The sequence below is a fragment of the Nocardiopsis eucommiae genome, assembly GCF_965344335.1.
Classification (GTDB): Bacteria; Actinomycetota; Actinomycetes; order Streptosporangiales; family Streptosporangiaceae; genus Nocardiopsis; species Nocardiopsis eucommiae.
This window is the reverse complement of sequence record NZ_CBDRIY010000030.1, coordinates 25,208-42,237: the sequence shown is the minus strand read 5'-3', so window position 1 is coordinate 42,237 and position 17,030 is coordinate 25,208. Positions and strand designations below refer to the sequence as shown.

Annotated in this window: 14 protein-coding genes and 1 tRNA gene; 5 read left to right on the top strand and 10 right to left on the bottom strand. The window is 70.4% G+C overall.

Annotation, left to right across the window (positions count from 1 at the left end):
• Positions 1 to 8: 8 nt before the first annotated feature.
• Positions 9 to 818 carry a GntR family transcriptional regulator gene (locus ACRWK8_RS18925; protein WP_431871894.1) on the bottom strand — a complete coding sequence of 270 codons (810 nt, stop codon included), beginning with the start codon at positions 816 to 818 and terminating at the stop codon, positions 9 to 11.
• An 8-nt stretch (positions 819 to 826) separates the two neighbouring features.
• Positions 827 to 1,558, bottom strand: a complete 732-nt coding sequence (locus ACRWK8_RS18920; protein ID WP_378745371.1) for a GntR family transcriptional regulator — start codon at positions 1,556 to 1,558, stop codon at positions 827 to 829.
• Positions 1,559 to 1,843: 285 nt separating this feature from the next.
• On the opposite strand from ACRWK8_RS18920, the gene ACRWK8_RS18915 reads away from it, so the two are divergent.
• Entirely contained in the window at positions 1,844 to 2,086 is a 243-nt protein-coding gene (locus tag ACRWK8_RS18915; protein WP_378745363.1) for a hypothetical protein, read from the top strand.
• Positions 2,087 to 2,191: 105 nt separating this feature from the next.
• Here ACRWK8_RS18915 and ACRWK8_RS18910 read toward each other — a convergent pair whose 3' ends face one another.
• The 3 genes from ACRWK8_RS18910 to ACRWK8_RS18900 all read right to left on the bottom strand — a co-directional run bounded on the left by ACRWK8_RS18910 (position 2,192) and on the right by ACRWK8_RS18900 (position 5,858).
• Complete coding sequence (locus ACRWK8_RS18910; RefSeq protein WP_378745357.1) at positions 2,192 to 3,337, bottom strand: cystathionine gamma-synthase; 1,146 nt, start codon at positions 3,335 to 3,337, stop codon at positions 2,192 to 2,194.
• Between the two features lie 293 nt (positions 3,338 to 3,630).
• Positions 3,631 to 4,359 (bottom strand): acyltransferase, encoded by a 729-nt coding sequence (locus tag ACRWK8_RS18905; RefSeq protein ID WP_378745350.1) that lies wholly within the window; start codon positions 4,357 to 4,359, stop codon positions 3,631 to 3,633.
• Positions 4,360 to 4,490: 131 nt separating this feature from the next.
• Positions 4,491 to 5,858 carry a cystathionine beta-synthase gene (locus ACRWK8_RS18900; protein ID WP_378745343.1) on the bottom strand — a complete coding sequence of 456 codons (1,368 nt, stop codon included), beginning with the start codon at positions 5,856 to 5,858 and terminating at the stop codon, positions 4,491 to 4,493.
• Positions 5,859 to 6,181: 323 nt separating this feature from the next.
• Here ACRWK8_RS18900 and ACRWK8_RS18895 point away from each other — a divergent pair, with 323 nt between their 5' ends.
• The 3 genes from ACRWK8_RS18895 to ACRWK8_RS18885 all read left to right on the top strand — a co-directional run bounded on the left by ACRWK8_RS18895 (position 6,182) and on the right by ACRWK8_RS18885 (position 8,975).
• Positions 6,182 to 7,240: an SGNH/GDSL hydrolase family protein gene (locus tag ACRWK8_RS18895; RefSeq protein WP_378745338.1), complete on the top strand. Its 1,059-nt coding sequence runs from the start codon at positions 6,182 to 6,184 to the stop codon at positions 7,238 to 7,240.
• 46 nt (positions 7,241 to 7,286) lie between these two features.
• Positions 7,287 to 8,507 carry an acetyl-CoA C-acetyltransferase gene (locus ACRWK8_RS18890; protein WP_378745333.1) on the top strand — a complete coding sequence of 407 codons (1,221 nt, stop codon included), beginning with the start codon at positions 7,287 to 7,289 and terminating at the stop codon, positions 8,505 to 8,507.
• A 216-nt stretch (positions 8,508 to 8,723) separates the two neighbouring features.
• Positions 8,724 to 8,975 carry a DUF4287 domain-containing protein gene (locus ACRWK8_RS18885; protein ID WP_378745326.1) on the top strand — a complete coding sequence of 84 codons (252 nt, stop codon included), beginning with the start codon at positions 8,724 to 8,726 and terminating at the stop codon, positions 8,973 to 8,975.
• A 75-nt stretch (positions 8,976 to 9,050) separates the two neighbouring features.
• On the opposite strand, the gene ACRWK8_RS18880 is transcribed toward ACRWK8_RS18885, so the two are convergent.
• The 3 genes from ACRWK8_RS18880 to pruA all read right to left on the bottom strand — a co-directional run bounded on the left by ACRWK8_RS18880 (position 9,051) and on the right by pruA (position 12,853).
• Positions 9,051 to 9,968, bottom strand: a complete 918-nt coding sequence (locus ACRWK8_RS18880; protein ID WP_378745321.1) for a Bax inhibitor-1/YccA family protein — start codon at positions 9,966 to 9,968, stop codon at positions 9,051 to 9,053.
• A 157-nt stretch (positions 9,969 to 10,125) separates the two neighbouring features.
• Positions 10,126 to 11,052, bottom strand: coding sequence for a proline dehydrogenase family protein (locus ACRWK8_RS18875; protein ID WP_378745312.1), 927 nt, complete (start codon positions 11,050 to 11,052; stop codon positions 10,126 to 10,128).
• 175 nt (positions 11,053 to 11,227) lie between these two features.
• A complete protein-coding gene (gene pruA / locus ACRWK8_RS18870; protein ID WP_378745305.1) occupies positions 11,228 to 12,853 on the bottom strand; it encodes an L-glutamate gamma-semialdehyde dehydrogenase in 1,626 nt (541 codons plus the stop codon).
• A 210-nt stretch (positions 12,854 to 13,063) separates the two neighbouring features.
• Here pruA and ACRWK8_RS18865 point away from each other — a divergent pair, with 210 nt between their 5' ends.
• Positions 13,064 to 14,815 carry a helix-turn-helix domain-containing protein gene (locus ACRWK8_RS18865; RefSeq protein WP_378745536.1) on the top strand — a complete coding sequence of 584 codons (1,752 nt, stop codon included), beginning with the start codon at positions 13,064 to 13,066 and terminating at the stop codon, positions 14,813 to 14,815.
• A gap of 300 nt (positions 14,816 to 15,115) precedes the next feature.
• Here the strand turns inward: ACRWK8_RS18865 and ACRWK8_RS18860 are convergent.
• Both ACRWK8_RS18860 and ACRWK8_RS18855 read right to left on the bottom strand, forming a co-directional pair.
• A tRNA-Leu gene (locus tag ACRWK8_RS18860) sits at positions 15,116 to 15,189 on the bottom strand.
• 130 nt (positions 15,190 to 15,319) lie between these two features.
• Complete coding sequence (locus tag ACRWK8_RS18855) at positions 15,320 to 16,696, bottom strand: NAD(P)/FAD-dependent oxidoreductase (protein WP_378745300.1); 1,377 nt, start codon at positions 16,694 to 16,696, stop codon at positions 15,320 to 15,322.
• Positions 16,697 to 17,030: the final 334 nt, after the last annotated feature.

Here is a 17,030-nt window from a genome sequence, read left to right as displayed (position 1 = left end):
ATGTCGTGTCAGTGCTCGAAGACGCTGACGCCGGAGTCCATGACCGGTAGGTCGTCCGGGGCGTCGCCGCCCGCGTACAGGAGCTGGTGGCGGTTGGCGGGCATGAGCGTCTCGGTGTAGCGCAGCGGGCGGTGGCCCTCGTAGGTCACCCGTTCCTGGACCAGCAGGGGCAGGCCGGGTCCCAGCCCGAAGGCGTCCGCCTCGTCCTGGGAGGGCATCCGCGCGCCCACGACGTCCCAGTTCCACTGCTCGTGGAAGCCGAGCTCGCGCATGACCGCGCCGATGCCGTTCTCCAGGTACTCGGGCGACATCAGGGGGGTGTTGTTGGCGATCCCGAACGGGAAGTAGGTGACGTGGGACTGCCACAGGCCGCCGTCCACGTAGTACTCCGAGGAGCGGATCACGACCAGTCCGCCGCTGGCCGCCCGCCCGTCGGCCGCGTCCACCAGCCGCTTGGCCACCTTCGGCCGCATGGTGTCCAGGCTGACCTTGACCTTCTCGTCGATGTTGCCGTACCCGGCCTGCCGCAGCCGGTCGTGGTAGCCGAGGTCGAACCGGGCGGGGTCGTCGGAACCGTCCGGACTGGCCTTGTGCATGACCGGGTGGTGGTCCGCGACGAAGGCGCCCCGGCCGACGCGGATGGAGACGCGCCCCTCGTCCTGGAGGATGCGCATCCCCAGGCGCGCGGTGGCACGGGAGACGTCGAGCTCGTCCGCGAGCTCCTCCTCGCCGGGCAGCCGGTCGCCCGGACGGTAGTCGCCCCTGGACAGGGCCTCACGCAGGTAGTCGGCGACCACGGTCTTCTTCGTCGCGCTCATTGGCTGGATCAGTCCCGGTAGTAGGCCTGGAGGTTGCCGTGCTCGAACTGGTAGCGGATGCTGTGCCCCGCGTGGACAGTGTGCACGATGCGCAGGGGGCGGTCGTCGGAGTAGTCGGTGCGGTGGACGTTGAGGACCGGGACCCCGGGCGGGAGTTCGAGCTCGGACGCCTCCTGGGGGGTGGGCATGCGGGTCTCGAGCTCGTCCACGTACCCGACCTGGCGGTGCCCGTGCTCCAGGAGGACGGTCAGGGCGCTCTCGACGTTCTCGGGGACCATCAGTGAGGTGCCCTGGACGAGGTCCACCGGGTAGTACGCGGAGCTGATCGACCCGGAACGCTCACCGGAGAAGCGGTGCATCCGCCGGACGACCGTCATCTCGCCCTCCGGGACGCGGAGTCGGCTGGCGATGTCGGGGGTGGCGCTGAGCAGCTGGAGTTCCTCCAGGGTCAGTCCGCTCATGTTGAACTCGTTGAGCCCGTCGGGGCCGCCCGCCTTGCGGGTGGCGTAGAAGATCTCGGGGACCACGTCCTGCACGAAGTGCCCGCGTCCGGGCCTGCTCACGATGAGTCCCTGGTTGCGCAGCATGCCCAGGGCGAGGCGGATCGTGTTGCGGGAGGCCTCGAAGCGCTCCTCCAGCTGCTTCTCCGAGGGGAGTTGCCCGCCCAGCGGCAGGCTCCTGTCCTGGATCTCCCGCCGCAGGACACGGGCGATCTGTCGATATCTGCTCTCTGCCCGCATAAGTCCGCCCTAGGAGGGGTATACAGCTTGTACCAACAAGCTAAGTGCTCAACCAGCAGAACAGGTCCCACTGGTTTTCCTGAACCCATCCTAAAGGAAGGTGACCCTCAGTACAGGGCGCCCAGGCCCCGAATCGGAGATCCCCCGCATGCGCAGACCCCTCCAGGACCACCCGCCCCATACCGCCAGAGGAACCCGCGACCGATGAACCCCAGCCCTACTCTCCCCCGGTGCACCAGGGGGCCGACCAGGAACTGACGACCACCGACTCAGAGGACACTCCCCATGAACATCGCCTTCGCCCTCCTCATCCTCGCCGGACTCCTCCTGTTGGGCCTCGCCACGGGGTTCCTTCTCGCCGTCTCCATCGGCATCCGGCGCCAGGACCGCAACGGCACCTACCGTTCCCTGCGCCAGGGCGGCAACCACAGCGCACTCTCCCGTTCGAGCCGGGCCGTCGTCGGCCTGCGCTTCCGGGACGACCGGCGCGAGCTTCCGGACAGCGGCCGTACCCCCACCGCTGTCTGACCGGACCCACGTCCGACGAGCACCACCGAGGCACAGGCCGCGACGGGCCCGGCACACGGCCGGGGAACCCGCGCGGCTCGACGCGGGCGCCCCGGACCGGGGACCTCAGCCTTCGAGGGCCTGCGTCAGGTCCGCCACGAGGTCGTCGCCGGACTCGATGCCCACGGAGATCCGGACCAGGTCGGCCGGCACCTCCAGCGGGGAACCCGCGGTGGACGCGTGCGTCATCCGCCCCGGGTGCTCGATCAGGGACTCCACCCCGCCCAGCGACTCACCCAGGGTGAACACCCTGGTCCGCTCGCACAGCTCCAGGGCGGCCTTCTCCCCGTCACGCAGCGCGAAGGAGACCATGCCACCGAACGAACGCATCTGCCGCTCGGCGATCTTGTGCCCCGGGTGGCTGTCCAGGCCCGGGTAGTAGACCCTGCGCACCGCCGGGTGCCCCTCCAGGGCCGCCACCACGCGCTCCGCGTTCTCGCTGTGGCGGTCCATCCGGACACCCAGCGTCTTGACCCCGCGCAGCGTCAGCCAGGAGTCGAACGGGCCCGGGATGGCGCCCATGGTGTTCTGGTGGAACGCCAGCCGCTCGCCCAGCTCCGCGTCGGCCACGACCAGCGCGCCGCCGACGACGTCGGAGTGCCCGCCGATGTACTTGGTCGTGGAGTGCACGACCACGTCGGCGCCCAGGGTGAGCGGACGCTGGAGGTAGGGGGAGGCGAAGGTGTTGTCCACGACGTGCAGCGCGCCGCCGTCGTGGGCGACCTGCGCGACCGACTCGATGTCGGTGATGCCCAGCAGCGGGTTGGTGGGCGTCTCCGTCCACACCACCCTGGTGTTGGGGCGCATGGCGTCACGGACCGCGTCCACGTCGGTCTGGTCGACGGCGTCCCAGCTGACGCCCCAGCGCTCGACCACCTTGGAGATGAGCCGGAAGGTGCCGCCGTAGGCGTCACCGGGAATGATGACGTGGTCGCCCGGGGAGAGGACCGCGCGCAGCAGGGTGTCCTCGGCCGCCATGCCGGAGGCGAAGGCGAGGCCGCGCGCCCCGGACTCCAGTGCCGCCAGGCACTCCTCCAGCGCGGTGCGCGTGGGGTTCCTGGTGCGGGAGTACTCGTACCCCTGCCGCATCCCGCCGACGCCGTCCTGGGCGTAGGTACTCGTCTGGTAGATCGGCACAACCACGGCGCCGGTACCGGCGTCCGGCTCCTGCCCCGCGTGGATGGCCAGCGTTTCAAAACCGTCGAACTTCATGGGTCCAGCCTAGTGCCCAGAACAGGGCCGGAACCCTTTGTCAACAGGCACATCTCAGGATGTGGTCACCCCTCGCCGTGGGGCTCTCCCCCGCCCCGGGTCCCGGCGGGGAAGGGCTCCTCGCCCCGCCCGGGGCCCGCGTCGGCATCCCGGTCGCACCGGACGGCGGTGGTACGTCGGCTCCCCCGCCCGCGCCCGGCCTTGGAAGGGCCGAGCGAATCGTCCACGGGAGGGACCGATGAGGCGCCGAAGGCGCGGTCACCCGCCCGTCGGGCCGCGGGTCTCGCCCCGGGTCAGGCCGGGGGGAAGCGGGTCGGGGAGCCCGGCTCGGGAGGCTCCGAGGGCACCTCTGGGGGCAGTCCGGAGACCGGGGTCGGGACGCGGGTCGGCGTCCCGGTCTCCCTCAGGGGCGGGTCCCAGCCCAGCTCCTGGTCGTGGGTGCGCACGACCTTCCCGGGGATGCCCGCGATCACCGCGTGGTCGGGGTACCGGCCCGGCCGCACGACGGTCCCGGCCGCCACCACGGAGTTCCGTCCCAGGTGCACTCCGGGCAGGATCACGCTGTTGGCACCGAGCCAGCTCCCGTCCCCGATGCTCACCGGGTCGTCCACGGGCCACTGAAGCCCCACGGGGATCTCCGTGTTGGCGTAGGCGTGGTTCTGGTCGGTGATGTAGACGTAGGGCCCCGTGTACACGTGGTCTCCGATGTCCACCGAGCGGTGCGCCACGATGTGCGACCCCCGGCCGATGGCGCAGCCCGAACCGATGCGCACGACCGTGCCCTCACCGAGGTCGTAGTCCGGACCCATCCCGGCCGCGAGGGTCATGTCCCCGCCCAGGACGGTGTGCACGCCGATCTCGATCCACGGCTCGCCGTAGAGCGTGGCCGTGGGGAAGGCGATCGCGGAACCGACGCCGAAGCGCGCGAACTTCCGGGCCGCCCTGGAGTCGGCTCGGATCTCTCCGTGGCTCCGCGCGTACGACCAGGCGGAGCGGATGATCCAGTTGAGGAGCCGCGACACGGGTGCACCTACTTATTACCGGCCAGTACGAACTGACGCGAACATTAGCAGTGTCCGAGTATGCGGCACCGTGTCCGGTACGTGAACCCCGGGGCCCGAACCTCGTTCGGAACCCCGGGGGGAACGATGCCTCAGCCGGACAGGTGGGCCAGCAGGTCCTGCCGGGTGAGGATGCCCACCGGCTTGCCGTCACGGAGCACCACCAGCGCGCCCGAGGTGCGCAGCAGACGCACGCAGTCGCTCACCGGTGTGCCCGTGCCCACCGTGGACAGCGGCTTGCCCATGTGCGTCTCGACCAGGTCGTCCAGCTCGGCCCGACCGTCGAACAGGGCGTCCAGGAGGTCCCGCTCCGCGATGGAGCCGACCACCTCGGCGGCCATGACCGGCGGCTCCTCCTTCATCACGGGCAGCTGGGAGACCCCGTACTCGCGCATGATCGCCACGGCGGTGCCGACCGTCTCGTCCGGGTGACTGTGCACGAAGTCGGGCATCTCGCCCTCCTTGTCCGCGAGCACCTGTCCGGCGGTGGCCTCCTCGGTCTGGGCGGACAGGAAGCCGTAGTCGGCCATCCACTCGTCGTTGAAGATCTTGCCGAGGTAGCCGCGGCCACCGTCGGGCAGGAGCACCACGATGACGTCGTCGGGACCGGCGTCCCTGGCCACCCGCAGGGCCGCCTCGACCGCCAGGCCGCAGGAGCCGCCCACCAGCAGGCCCTCCTCCTTGGCCAGGCGGCGGGTCATGAGGAAGGAGTCCTTGTCGCTGACCGGCACGATCTCGTCGCAGATCGCCGTGTCGTAGGTGCCGGGCCAGATGTCCTCGCCCACGCCCTCGACCAGGTAGGGACGGCCGCTGCCCCCCGAGTACACCGAACCCTCGGGGTCGGCGCCGACGACCTGGACGGAGCCCTTCGAGGCCTCCTTGAGGAACCGGCCGGTGCCGCTGATCGTGCCGCCGGTGCCGATGCCCGCGACGAAGTGCGTGATCCGGCCCTCGGTCTGGTCCCAGATCTCCGGACCCGTGGAGTGGTAGTGCGACTCCGGGTTGTTCTCGTTCTCGTACTGGTTGGGCTTCCAGGCCCCCGGGATCTCGGCCGCCAGGCGGTCGGAGACCGAGTAGTAGGACTCGGGGTGCTCGGGCGCGACCGTGGTCGGGCAGACCACGACCTCGGCCCCGTAGGCGCGCAGGACCGACAGCTTGTCCGGGCCGACCTTGTCGGGGCAGACGAAGACGCAGCGGTAGCCCTTCTCCTGCGCCACGAGGGCCAGGCCGATACCGGTGTTGCCCGAGGTGGGCTCGACGATCGTGCCACCCGGCCTGAGCTCGCCGCTCTTCTCGGCCGCCTCCACCATGCGCAGCGCGATGCGGTCCTTGACCGAACCGCCCGGGTTGAAGTACTCGACCTTGGCCAGGATGGTCGGGGCCAACCCCTCGGTGACCTTCCGAAGACGGACCAGGGGGGTGTCTCCGACCAGGTCGATCAGTGAGTCGTGTACCCGCAACTTCGCTCCTTCGCATCGTGGCGACCGGGTCTTCGGCACGCCCGTGTTGTTACCCCGGTGACGCCCGAGGCTGAGGGGACCGGTCCGGCTCCCTCCCAGACTCTAAGCCGATTTCACCGGTCTCGCGCCTCTCACCTGGATCAAGGCCCCGATGCGCGGTGTGGACCGGTTCGGACCAGTGGACCGGTACCCCGTACCGGAGCGATCGACATGGATGGCCCCCGGGCACCGATTGTGTGCCCTCCGGGTACGTGACCCCGGGGAGGCCCGCCGGTAACGTCGGTGGGGAGAACTGGCTGGTCGGACGCTTCCGGGGGGTACCGATGCTGCGAGCCGCGCGAGCCCGGCGCATCGCCGCCGCCACCGCGTTCGGAGGCGGCGGGCTCACACTGGTGGGCGGTGGCACCGTCGCCCTGCTCTACCTCCAGGCCCGGCTGGCCAAGAACGCGATCGGCCACACCCCCTGGGACCGGCCCAGGGCCGACGGCGTCTTCGGAGAGGGCACGGGGCCGCCGCTGCGCCTGCTGATGCTCGGTGACTCCACGGCCGCCGGGTTCGCGGTGAGCGAGTCCCGGCAGACGCCGGGGGCGCTCCTGGCGTCGGGCCTCTCCGCCGCCGCCGACCGCCCGGTGCGGCTGCGCTGCACGGCCAGCCCGGGTGCCACCTCGGCCGACCTCGACTCCCAGGTGGAGCGGTCCGAGGCCCGCCTCCCGGAGAAGCGCTACGACGTCGCCGTGGTCTTCGTGGGCGCCAACGACGTCATCCGCCGGATCCGCCCCAACGACGCCGTGGCCGCGCTGCGCGAGGTCACCGCCGAACTGGTCGGGCTGGGCACCCCCGTGGTGGTGGCGACCTGCCCCGACCTCGGCACCGTGCGCCCCATCGGCTGGCCGCTGAGGTCGGTGGCCCGCCGCGCCTCACGGCAGCTGGCGGCGGCCCAGACCATCGCGGTGACGGAGGCGGGCGGGCGCACCGTCTCCCTGAGCGACGTCCTCGCGGACGACTTCCGCTCCGACCCCCACCTGATGTTCGGACCGGACCGGTTCCACCCGTCGGCGCGCGGGTACGCGCAGGCGGCCTTCGTGGTCCTGCCCTCGGCCTGCGCCGCCCTGGGCCTGCTGCCGGAGCTGGACGAGGCCGAGCGCACCGAGGGCGTCCTGCCCCTGGACCGCGCCGCCGTGGTGGCCGCGCAGACCCCCGGCACCGAGGTCACGCGCGTCTCCGACCAGCCTCCGAGCGGGGTCCACGGCCGGTGGACGGCACTGGTCCGGGGGCCCTTCCGCCTCGGCTCCGGAGCACGGCCGACACCGCCCGAACCTCCCGAGGAGGAGGACGCGCCCAGGCCGACCCCGGGTGGCGCGCGGGAGCACCGGACGGGTTAACTGGTCAGTAACAAGTCTCGCCGTGACCCGAACAAGGACGAAGAACATGCCCGAAGCAGTCATCGTCGCCACCGCGCGCTCCCCGATCGGCCGAGCCTTCAAGGGCTCCCTCAAGGACCTGCGTCCGGACGACCTCACCACCCAGATCGTCGGCGCCGCCCTGGCCAAGGTCCCCGAGCTCGACCCGAAGAGCATCGACGACCTCATGCTCGGCTGCGGTCTCCCCGGCGGTGAGCAGGGCTTCAACCTGGCCCGCATCGTCGCCGTGCAGCTGGGCCTGGACACCGTCCCGGGCACCACCGTCACCCGGTACTGCTCCTCCTCCCTCCAGACCACCCGCATGGCGTACCACGCCATCAAGGCGGGCGAGGGCGACGTGTTCGTCTCCGCGGGCGTGGAGACCGTCAGCCGCTTCGTCAACGGCAGCAGCGACAACCCGCAGAACGAGAACCCCCTCTTCTCCGACGCCAGGGCCCGTACCGAGAAGCGCAAGGAGGGCGGCCAGGGCACCTGGACCGACCCGCGCGAGGACGGCCTGCTGCCCGACGCCTACATCGAGATGGGCCAGACCGCCGAGAACGTCGCCGAGATCACCGGCGTCTCGCGCCAGCGCCAGGACGAGTTCGCCGTCCGCTCGCAGAACCTCGCCGAGAAGTCGCTGGACAACGGCTTCTGGGAGCGGGAGATCACCCCGGTGACCCTGCCCGACGGCACGGTGGTCAGCACCGACGACGGCATCCGACGCGGCACCACCTACGAGAAGGTCTCACAGCTCAAGCCGGTGTTCCGCCCCGACGGCACCGTCACCGCGGGCAACGCCTGCCCGCTCAACGACGGCGCCTCCGCGCTGGTGATCATGAGCGACACCAGGGCAAAGCAGCTGGGCATCACCCCGCTGGCCCGCATCGTCTCCACCGGCGTGACCGGTCTCAGCCCCGAGATCATGGGCCTGGGCCCGGTCGAGGCCTCCCGTCAGGCCCTGGCCCGCGCCAACATGGCCATCGGTGACATCGACCTGGCCGAGATCAACGAGGCCTTCGCCGCCCAGGTGCTGCCCTCCGCCGACCAGCTGGGCATCGACATCGACTCCCAGCTCAACGTCAACGGCGGCGGCATCGCCGTGGGCCACCCGTTCGGCAGCACCGGTGCCCGCATCACCGGCACGCTGATCAACGGCCTCCAGTTCCACGACAGGACGTTCGGGCTGGAGACCATGTGCGTGGGCGGTGGCCAGGGCATGGCGGCCGTCTTCGAGCGCCTCAGCTAGGGCGCGCCCTTCGCCGTGTGCGGGCCCCGGAGCCGCTCCGGGGCCCTTTCCGTGTCCGCGGACCGCGTGGGACCCCCGTATCGCCTACGGATGTCCCGGGGGCAAACGTTCCCACTCCACCAAGGTAAAAGCTGGTGGCCGGGTCTTGTCCCCGTCGGAATCCTGATGCAGGGTCACAGGTACGTGCCACACGTTCAACGCGCTGCGGAGGTGCCTATGACGGTGACCCACTCGCCGGAGATCCACGCAAAGCTCATCGAACGCATCCCGGTCGTGACCGGCCGGGGACTCCACGAGTGGTTCGACTCGCTGGACCAGGGACCGGGTCTCCTGCGCCCCACGGACCGGTCGCGCTGGCTCGCCGACGAGTACGACCTCACCCACGGCTACGCGCACGCGATCGTCACCGAGTACGACCGCCGCCGCCGGAACCGCTCCATACCGTCGCCCCGCCCGAAGTCCGCCTGACCGACCGACACGGCGGAGGGGCCGCCCCCGGGCAGAACCCGGGCGACGGCCCCTCGTCGCGAGAAGCGGTACCCGCTAGTCCGCGAACATCGTCTTGATGATCCAGAGCAGGCGCAGGATCTCGATGTACAGCCAGACCAGGGAGACGGTCAGGCCGAAGGCGAACTGCCAGGCGAACTTGTTCGGGATCCCGGCGTTGACGCCCTCCTCGATGCCACGGAACTCGATGGCGAGGGTGAGCGCGGCCAGGACCACGAACACGATGCCGATGCCCAGGCCCAGCCAGGTGGGCTCGCGCAGGCCCATGCCGCCCGCGATGAAGAAGCTGAGCACGAAGTTGACCAGCATCAGCGCGGCGGCGCCGATCACGGCGTACGAGACGGCCTTGACGAAGCCGTCGGTCACCTTGATGATGCGGAACTTGTACAGCGCGAGCATCACGCCGAAGACGGCGACGGTGCCGATCACGGCCTGGGAGACCAGCGAGGTCCCGGCCGAGGGGTCGCCCATCTGCATCGACAGCATGTTGCCGAGCACGGCGGACAGACCGCCGACGAGCAGACCCTCCAGGGCCGCGTACGCCAGGATGGCGACCGGGTTGGTGATCTGCTTGAACGCGATCACCAGGCCCAGGATGAGCCCGCCGATCATGCCCAGGAACATCAGGCCCATGGCCAGGCCCGGGTTGCCCGAGAAGAAGAGGAAGTAGTTGATGACGCCGAAGATCGCGACGGCGCCGAGGGTCATGCCGGTGCGCACGACGACGTCGTCGATCGTCATCGGCTGCTCGGCCTGCGCCTGCTGGGGGTAGCCCTGCTGCGGGTAGCCCTGCTGGGGGTAACCCTGCTGGCCGTAGGGCTGCGGGTACGCCTGTCCGTAACCCTGCTGCCCGTAGCCCTGCTGACCGTAGCCGGGCTGTCCGTAACCCTGTTGGGGTCCGGACTGCTGCTGAAGCGCCCGCTTGAGGACGGGGTTGGAACTCCGCATCCGCATGTCTAGTAATGGCCTTTCACGCGTGGATTGCTGCCCACAAAGTAACGTACGGCCCGGACCACGGGTTCCGGAGCCAAGGTCACCGTTGCGAAACGGGGCCCGCGCCGACTCAGGTCGGCACGGGCCCCGTCGGCGTCGCGCGTGGTGACGCCCACTCCTAGTTGCGGGTCACCAGGGACCGCGCGAGGAAGAGCATGTTGGCCGGACGCTCGGCCAGGCGGCGCATGTAGTAGCCGTACCACTCGTCGCCGTAGGGAACGTAGACGCGCATGCGCTTGCCCTCGGCGGCCAGGCGGACCTGCTCGCCGTCCCGGATGCCGTAGAGCATCTGGTACTCGTAGTCGTCCGCGCCGCGGCCGTTGGCGGCGGCCAGCTCACCGGCGATGGCGACCATGCGGGGGTCGTGCGAGGCGACCATCGGGTAGCCGTCGCCCTCCATGAGGACCTTCAGCGCCCGCACGTAGGCCCGGTCGACCTCGTGCTTGTCGCGGAAGGCCACCGACTCGGGCTCGTCGTAGGCGCCCTTGCACAGGCGCACCCGGGAGCCCGCGCCGCTGAGGTCGCGGCAGTCGGCCACGGTGCGGTGCAGGTAGGCCTGGAGCACCGCGCCCACGAACGGGAAGTCCTCGCGCAGCTCGCGCAGGATGCCCAGCGTGGAGTCGGTGGTGGTGTGGTCCTCCATGTCGAGGGTCACCGTGGTGCCGATCGCCTGCGCGGCCTCAGCGATCAGACGCGCGTTCTCCAGCGCGATCTTCTCGCCGTCCTGGTTCAGGAACTGGCCGACGGCCGACAGCTTGACGGAGACCTCGGCGCGGTCGCCCAGACCGGCCTCACCGAGGGCGGCGAGGAGGTCCTGGTAGGCGGTCACCGTGGCGGTGGCCTGGGACAGGTCCGTGGTGTCCTCACCCAGGAAGTCCAGCGTGACGTAGCGGTCCTTGGCCAGCTCGTGGACGGCCGGCAGGGCCTCCTCCTGGCTGGAGCCCGCGACGAAGCGCGTGACCATGGCCCGGGTCATGGGAGTGCGCTCGACGATCTTCCGGCAGGTGGCGGACCTGGCGGCGAGCAGCAGGGGCTTACGAAGCATGGTGACCTCGAAGAGACGTGCGCGAGCCGAAGGGGCTGGCGCGGGCGATCCGCGCGGACGGCGTCCGCGCAATGGCTTCCTCGGGGGGCCGGGACCCGCTTCCCGGTGCTCGGAAAGCGGGTCCCGTGGTGGCGGCGGCCCCTCCGGACGGAAGGAGGGGGCGACCGCCGGGTGACTACCCCTGGTGGGGGTAGGAGGAGACCGTCGGCGCGACGAACGTCTCCTTGATGGCGCGCGGGCTGGCCCAACGGGACAGGTTCTGGGCGGAACCGGCCTTGTCGTTGGTGCCGGAGGCGCGACCGCCGCCGAAGGGCTGCTGACCGACGATGGAGCCGGTCGGGCGGTCGTTGATGTAGAAGTTGCCGGCGGCGAAGCGCAGGGCCTCGGTCGCCTTGGCCACCGCGGCGCGGTCGTTGGCCAGGATGGCGCCGGTCAGGGCGTAGGCGGAACCCTCGTCGACGATCTTGAGGACGTCCTCGAACGCGTCGTCCTCGTAGACGTGGACGGCGATGACCGGGCCGAAGTACTCCGTGCGGAACACGTCGTTGGTCGGGTCGGTGCCCTCGATGATGGTGGGTCGCACGAAGTAGCCCACCGAGTCGTCGGCGGTGCCGCCCGCGACGATGGTCAGGGTCGGGTCGGACTTGGCGTCCTCCAGGACCTTGGCCAGCTTGTCGAAGGAGCGGCGGTCGATGACGGCGCCGACGAAGTTCGACAGGTCGGTGACGTCGCCCATGGTGAGGGCCTCGGTCTCCGCGATCAGGTCGTCGCGCGTCTTCTCCCACACCGAGCGGGCGACGAAGGCGCGCGAGGCGGCGGAGCACTTCTGGCCCTGGTACTCGAAGGCGCCGCGCACGATGGCGGTGCGCAGGATCTCCGGGTCGGCCGACGGGTGGGCGACGATGAAGTCCTTGCCACCGGTCTCGCCCACGATGCGCGGGTAGGAGCGGTAGTTGGAGATGTTCTCGCCGACGCTCTTCCACAGGTGCTGGAAGGTCCTGGTGGAACCGGTGAAGTGCACACCGGCCAGCTCGGGGTCGTTGAGCGCGATGTCCGAGACGGCGAGACCGTCACCGGTGACCATGTTGATGACGCCGGGGGGCATCCCGGCCTCCTCCAGGAGGCGCATGGTGAGCTCGGCGGCGAACTGCTGGGTCGGGGACGGCTTCCACACGACTACGTTGCCCATGAGGGCGGGGGCCGTGGGGAGGTTGCCCGCGATGGCGGTGAAGTTGAAGGGGGTGATCGCGTAGACGAACCCCTCCAGCGGACGCTGCTCCATGCGGTTCCACACCCCGCGCACGCTCAGGGGCTGCTGCTCCATGAGCTGACGGGCGTAGGCGACGTTGAAGCGCCAGAAGTCGATGAGCTCACAGGCCGAGTCGATCTCCGCCTGCTGGACGGTCTTCGACTGGCCGAGCATGGTGGCGGCGTTGATCGTGGCGCGCCAGGGGCCGGCGAGCAGCTCGGCGGCGCGGAGGATGATCGCGGCGCGGTCGTCGAAGGACATGGCGCGCCAGGCGGGGGCGGCGGCCTTCGCGGCGGCGACGGCGTCGCGGGCGTCCTGGTGGGTGGCGTTGCGCATGGTGCCCAGGACGGACGCGTGGTTGTGCGGCTGGACGGCGTCGATCGGCTCGCCGCCACCCATACGGCTCTCGCCGTTGATGCGCATCGGCAGGTCGATGCTCTCGCGACCGAGCTCCTCGAGCTTGGCGACGAGCTCTGCGCGCTCCGCGCTCCCGGGCGCGTAGGTGAGAACGGGTTCGTTCACCGGCTGCGGGACGTTGGTCACGGCGTCCATGGGCACCTCCCTGGAAAGAATGTCCCTGAATGAGCAGGGTTGACTGATTCAACAGTCGCAGAACCGCCCCGCGCCGACCTTGTGGGACGGGCCACTCTTTGCCAGCCTTATTTGTTCACCAGAACAAACTCGGGCACATGAGCCCCGGCGCCGCTCCCCCACTCCTCCAGTAGTGTCGGTTCCCGGACCCGACCGGTGAGGAACCACATGATGCCTGGTCATTCAGGATCACAGAGTGAAGAAGGCGCGGGCCTGCCCCTGCGCAGACTCCTCCTGGCCCTTGGCGACCCGATCCTGGACGTCGCCGCCGCACCGGACGGGCTTGATGTCCAGGTGGACAACGTCGTGATCATCGACCCCGAGGACCGGGTGGAGGCTCGCGAGGGCGACCTGGTCCTCCTGATCGGTGTGCGCGGCGGAGCCGCCCGGCGCCTGGTCCGGGCGCTCGCCGCGCAGGGGGCGACGGCGGTCGCGGTCAAGGCGGGCGGGTACGCCCCCGCCGAGGAGACCATCCCGCCCAGCTCCGAGTCCCGCCGGTCCAGGTCCGGCTCCGACGAGCTGCGCACCCTGCGCGCCGAGGCCCAGGAGAGCGGCGTGGCCCTCCTCGCGGTCCGGCCCGAGGTGCGCTGGGACCAGCTCCAGTCCGTCTGCCAGAACATCGTGGACGACGCCCGGCTCACCACCTCCGAGGACCTGGGCGAGGCCAGCGGCGACCTGTTCTCCATGGCGCAGACCATCGCCCAGCTCACCGGCGGTCTGGTGAGCATCGAGGACTCCGCCAGCCGGGTCCTGGCCTACTCCAGCGGCGCCGAGGTGGACGAGCTGCGTCGCCTGTCCGTGCTCGGCCGCCAGGGACCCGAGTCCTACCTCGCGCTCCTGCGGGAGTGGGGCGTGTTCACCAAGCTCCGCGCGGGCGAGGAGGTGGTCCGGATCGAGGAGCATCCCGAACTCGGCATCCGCCGTCGCCTGGCGGTGGGCATCCACGCGGGACGCCAGCCGCTCGGCGCCATCTGGGTGCAGGAGGGTTCCCAGCCCCTCTCCCAGCACGCCGAGGAGGCCCTTCTCGGCGCCGCCCGGACGACCGCGCTCCAGATGATCCGGCAGCGTACCCAGACCAGCGCCGGGCTCCGGCTGCGCGAGGACCTGCTGTCCAGCCTGCTCGAAGGGAGGATCGACGCGAGCGCCCTCGCGGACACCGTCGAGGTGCACACCGAACGGGCCGCCCTGGTGGCGGCCTTCTCCCTCAGCCAGCCCGAGGCCGAGCCCGAGGGCGCGGACGGTGAGCGCCCGGACCGGCCCGTACGCGAGCTGCGCCGCCGCCAGCTGATCGACCTGGTGTCCGTGCACACGGCCGCCTACCGGCGCAGTTCCCTGGTGACCGAGCTCGGCGGCCGCGTGTACGTGCTGCTCCCCGACCTGGCACGGACCCCCCACGGCGATGGCTGGCGCGGTGTGGAGCAGTCGGTGCTGGCACTGACCCGCAAGACCGTGGCCGCCGCCCGCGCCGCCCTGGGCCTGCGCGTGCAGGCCGCCGTGGGGTCGCTGGTGGAGCGGCTGCGCGACGTCCCCGAGTCCCGCGGGGAGGCCGACCGGGTGCTGGACGCGATGGGCCGCGACCTGGACGGCGACACCGACTGGGAGGTCGCCACGATCTCCGACGTGCGCTCCCGGGTGCTCATTAGCGAGACACTGGCGCACCTGCGCGCCGACCCGTCGCTCCGCGATCCCCGGGTGAGTCGCCTGATCGAGTACGACCGGGCGGGCGGCGCCGACCTCGTGCACTCCCTGCTGGCCTACCTGGAGGCCTTCGGCGACGCACGGGCCGCCGCCGAGCGGCTGCACATCCACCCGAACACGCTCCGGTACCGGGTGCGCCGCGCCGCGTCGGTGAGCGGGATCGACCTCTCCGACCCGGGCGAGCGCCTGTTCACCCAGCTCCAGCTCCTCATGGAACAGGGCTGAGCGGACCAGGCGGAGAGCGCCCTTGAGCCACAGTGCCGACCGCCCCCTCAGCCACGGGCCGTGAGTCCCGTCCGTACACCTCAGCCACAAGGGGGTGCCCCGTTCGAGCGCCGGAGAGGGTTCTGCAAGACGAGTCGAGCCGCCAGCGAGGAACGAGCCAGGCGTGGACGAGGATGCTGTGTTGCCTGAACCCACATCCCTCTGCAAAGGCGCCGAACACGCACCGAAGCGAAGCGGAGGTGCAAAGAAAACACGCCTGAACCCACACCACACCAAAGCGGAGACCCAAAGCAAACAAAGTACCCCCGGTCGGACTCGAACCGACACTTGTGACCCTTTTAGGGGGCCTGCCTCTTCCATTGGGCTACGAGGGCGTGGCCCATCATACCGGCCGGGCCGATTGCCCACTTTGGTTCGGCTTGGCCGGATGGGGACACGAAACGACCGGCTTCGCGAGGAAACCGGTCGTTTCGTTCGTGTTGGAGCCCGGAGGCGTCGCGCGGGTCAGCTCACGCGGCGCAGGCGGCCGTCCTCCACCTGGGGCTGGCTGGCCTCTTCGAAGGCCTGGCGCGGCTCGGACATCTCCGGGAGCGCGGCGAAGTCGCGGCGCAGGAAGAAGGCGAGCGTCCAGTCGGAGAGGACCCGCAGCTTGCGGTTGAAGGTGGGCACGGCGAGCAGGTGGTACGAGCGGTGCGCGTACCAGGCGAGGCGGCCGTTGAGCTTGATCTTCCCGAACAGCTGGGCGGCGCCCTTGTGCAGGCCGAGCCCGGCCACGGCGCCGAGGTTCTTGTGCTGGTAGGCCTTGAGCTTGCCGTTGCGCAGGGTCGCGATGACGTTGTCGGCGAGCACCGGGGCCTGGCGGACCGCGTTCTGGGCGTTGGGCGGGTAGTAGCCGCCGTTGCCGTCCGGGACCTGGGCGTTGTCGCCGCCGGCGAAGACGTTGTCCGTGCCGTTGACGGTGAGGTACTCGCTGGTGTCGACGTGACCCTTGGGGCCGAGCGGCAGGTCGCTGGCGGAGACGACCGGGCTGGGCTTGACGCCCGCGGTCCACACCAGGGTGCCCGCGTCGAACTCGGCGCCGTCGCTGAGCTTGATGCGCTGGTCGACGGCGGATTCGAGGAAGGTCTTGAGGCGAACGTCGATGCCCCGGCGGCGGAGCTGGTTGAGCGCCTTGCCGCCGACCTCCGGGCCGACCTCGGGCAGGATCTTGTCCGCGGCCTCGATGAGGTAGAAGTTCACGTCGGAGAGGTCGATGGAGGGGTGGAGGCGGACCGCGTCGCGGACCATGTCCTCCAGCTCCGCGATGGCCTCGGCACCGGCGAACCCGCCGCCGACGAACACGAAGTTGAGCGCCTTGGCGCGCACGGCCTCGTCGTCGGTGGAGTCAGCGATGGTGAGCTGGTTGAGCACGTGGTTGCGCAGGTAGGCCGCCTCTTCGACGGTCTTGATCCCGATGCCCCACTCGGCCAGGCCGGGGATGGGCAGGGTGCGCGAGACCGCTCCGGCCGCCATCACGAGGTAGTCGTAGGCGAGCGTCTGGGGCTCACCGACGTTGGGCTCGTAGCGGACGGTGTTGTCGGCGTGGTCGATGCGCACGACGCGGCCGCCCAGCACGCGGACGCGGTCGAAGACCTTCCGCAGCGGGACCACGACGTTGCGCGGGGAGATGTTGCCAGCGGCCGTCTCGGGCAGGAACGGCTGGTAGGTCATGTAGGAGTTCGGGTCGATGACGGTGATGCGGGCTTCACCGGACCCGAGCTTCTTCTCCAGTCGCCTCGCGGTGTACATCCCGAGGTAACCGCCGCCGACGATGAGGATGTGCGGGATCTCCGCCTCGTCCCCGCCGCCGTGCACCAGCCGGTAGTTCCTGCTCTCGGTCATCGCATTTCCGCCCTAACGGTTAATCTTTGGCGCCCTTGCCTCAAGGGCCGCGAAGGCTGTCACGGTCTTTGGTTCCCCGCACCGGGGGCCCGTCGTGCCGTGGTTCGTCCTGCTTGTGCATTCTTTCACAAGCCCCTCCCCGCAGGAAGGTTCACATCCGACCACCTTCCCACCATCCCCACGTGCGAAGCGATGGCGTTTGTGCAGGTCAGGAGGGTTGTGAATGCATTCACAAGGGTCTTCCGGGTGACGCGTCTCACCCGAGGGCCCTGCCGGACCCCCTCGAAGGACCCCTCCGGATCAGCCGAAGGTCCCTTCGAGGAGGCTATGTCCT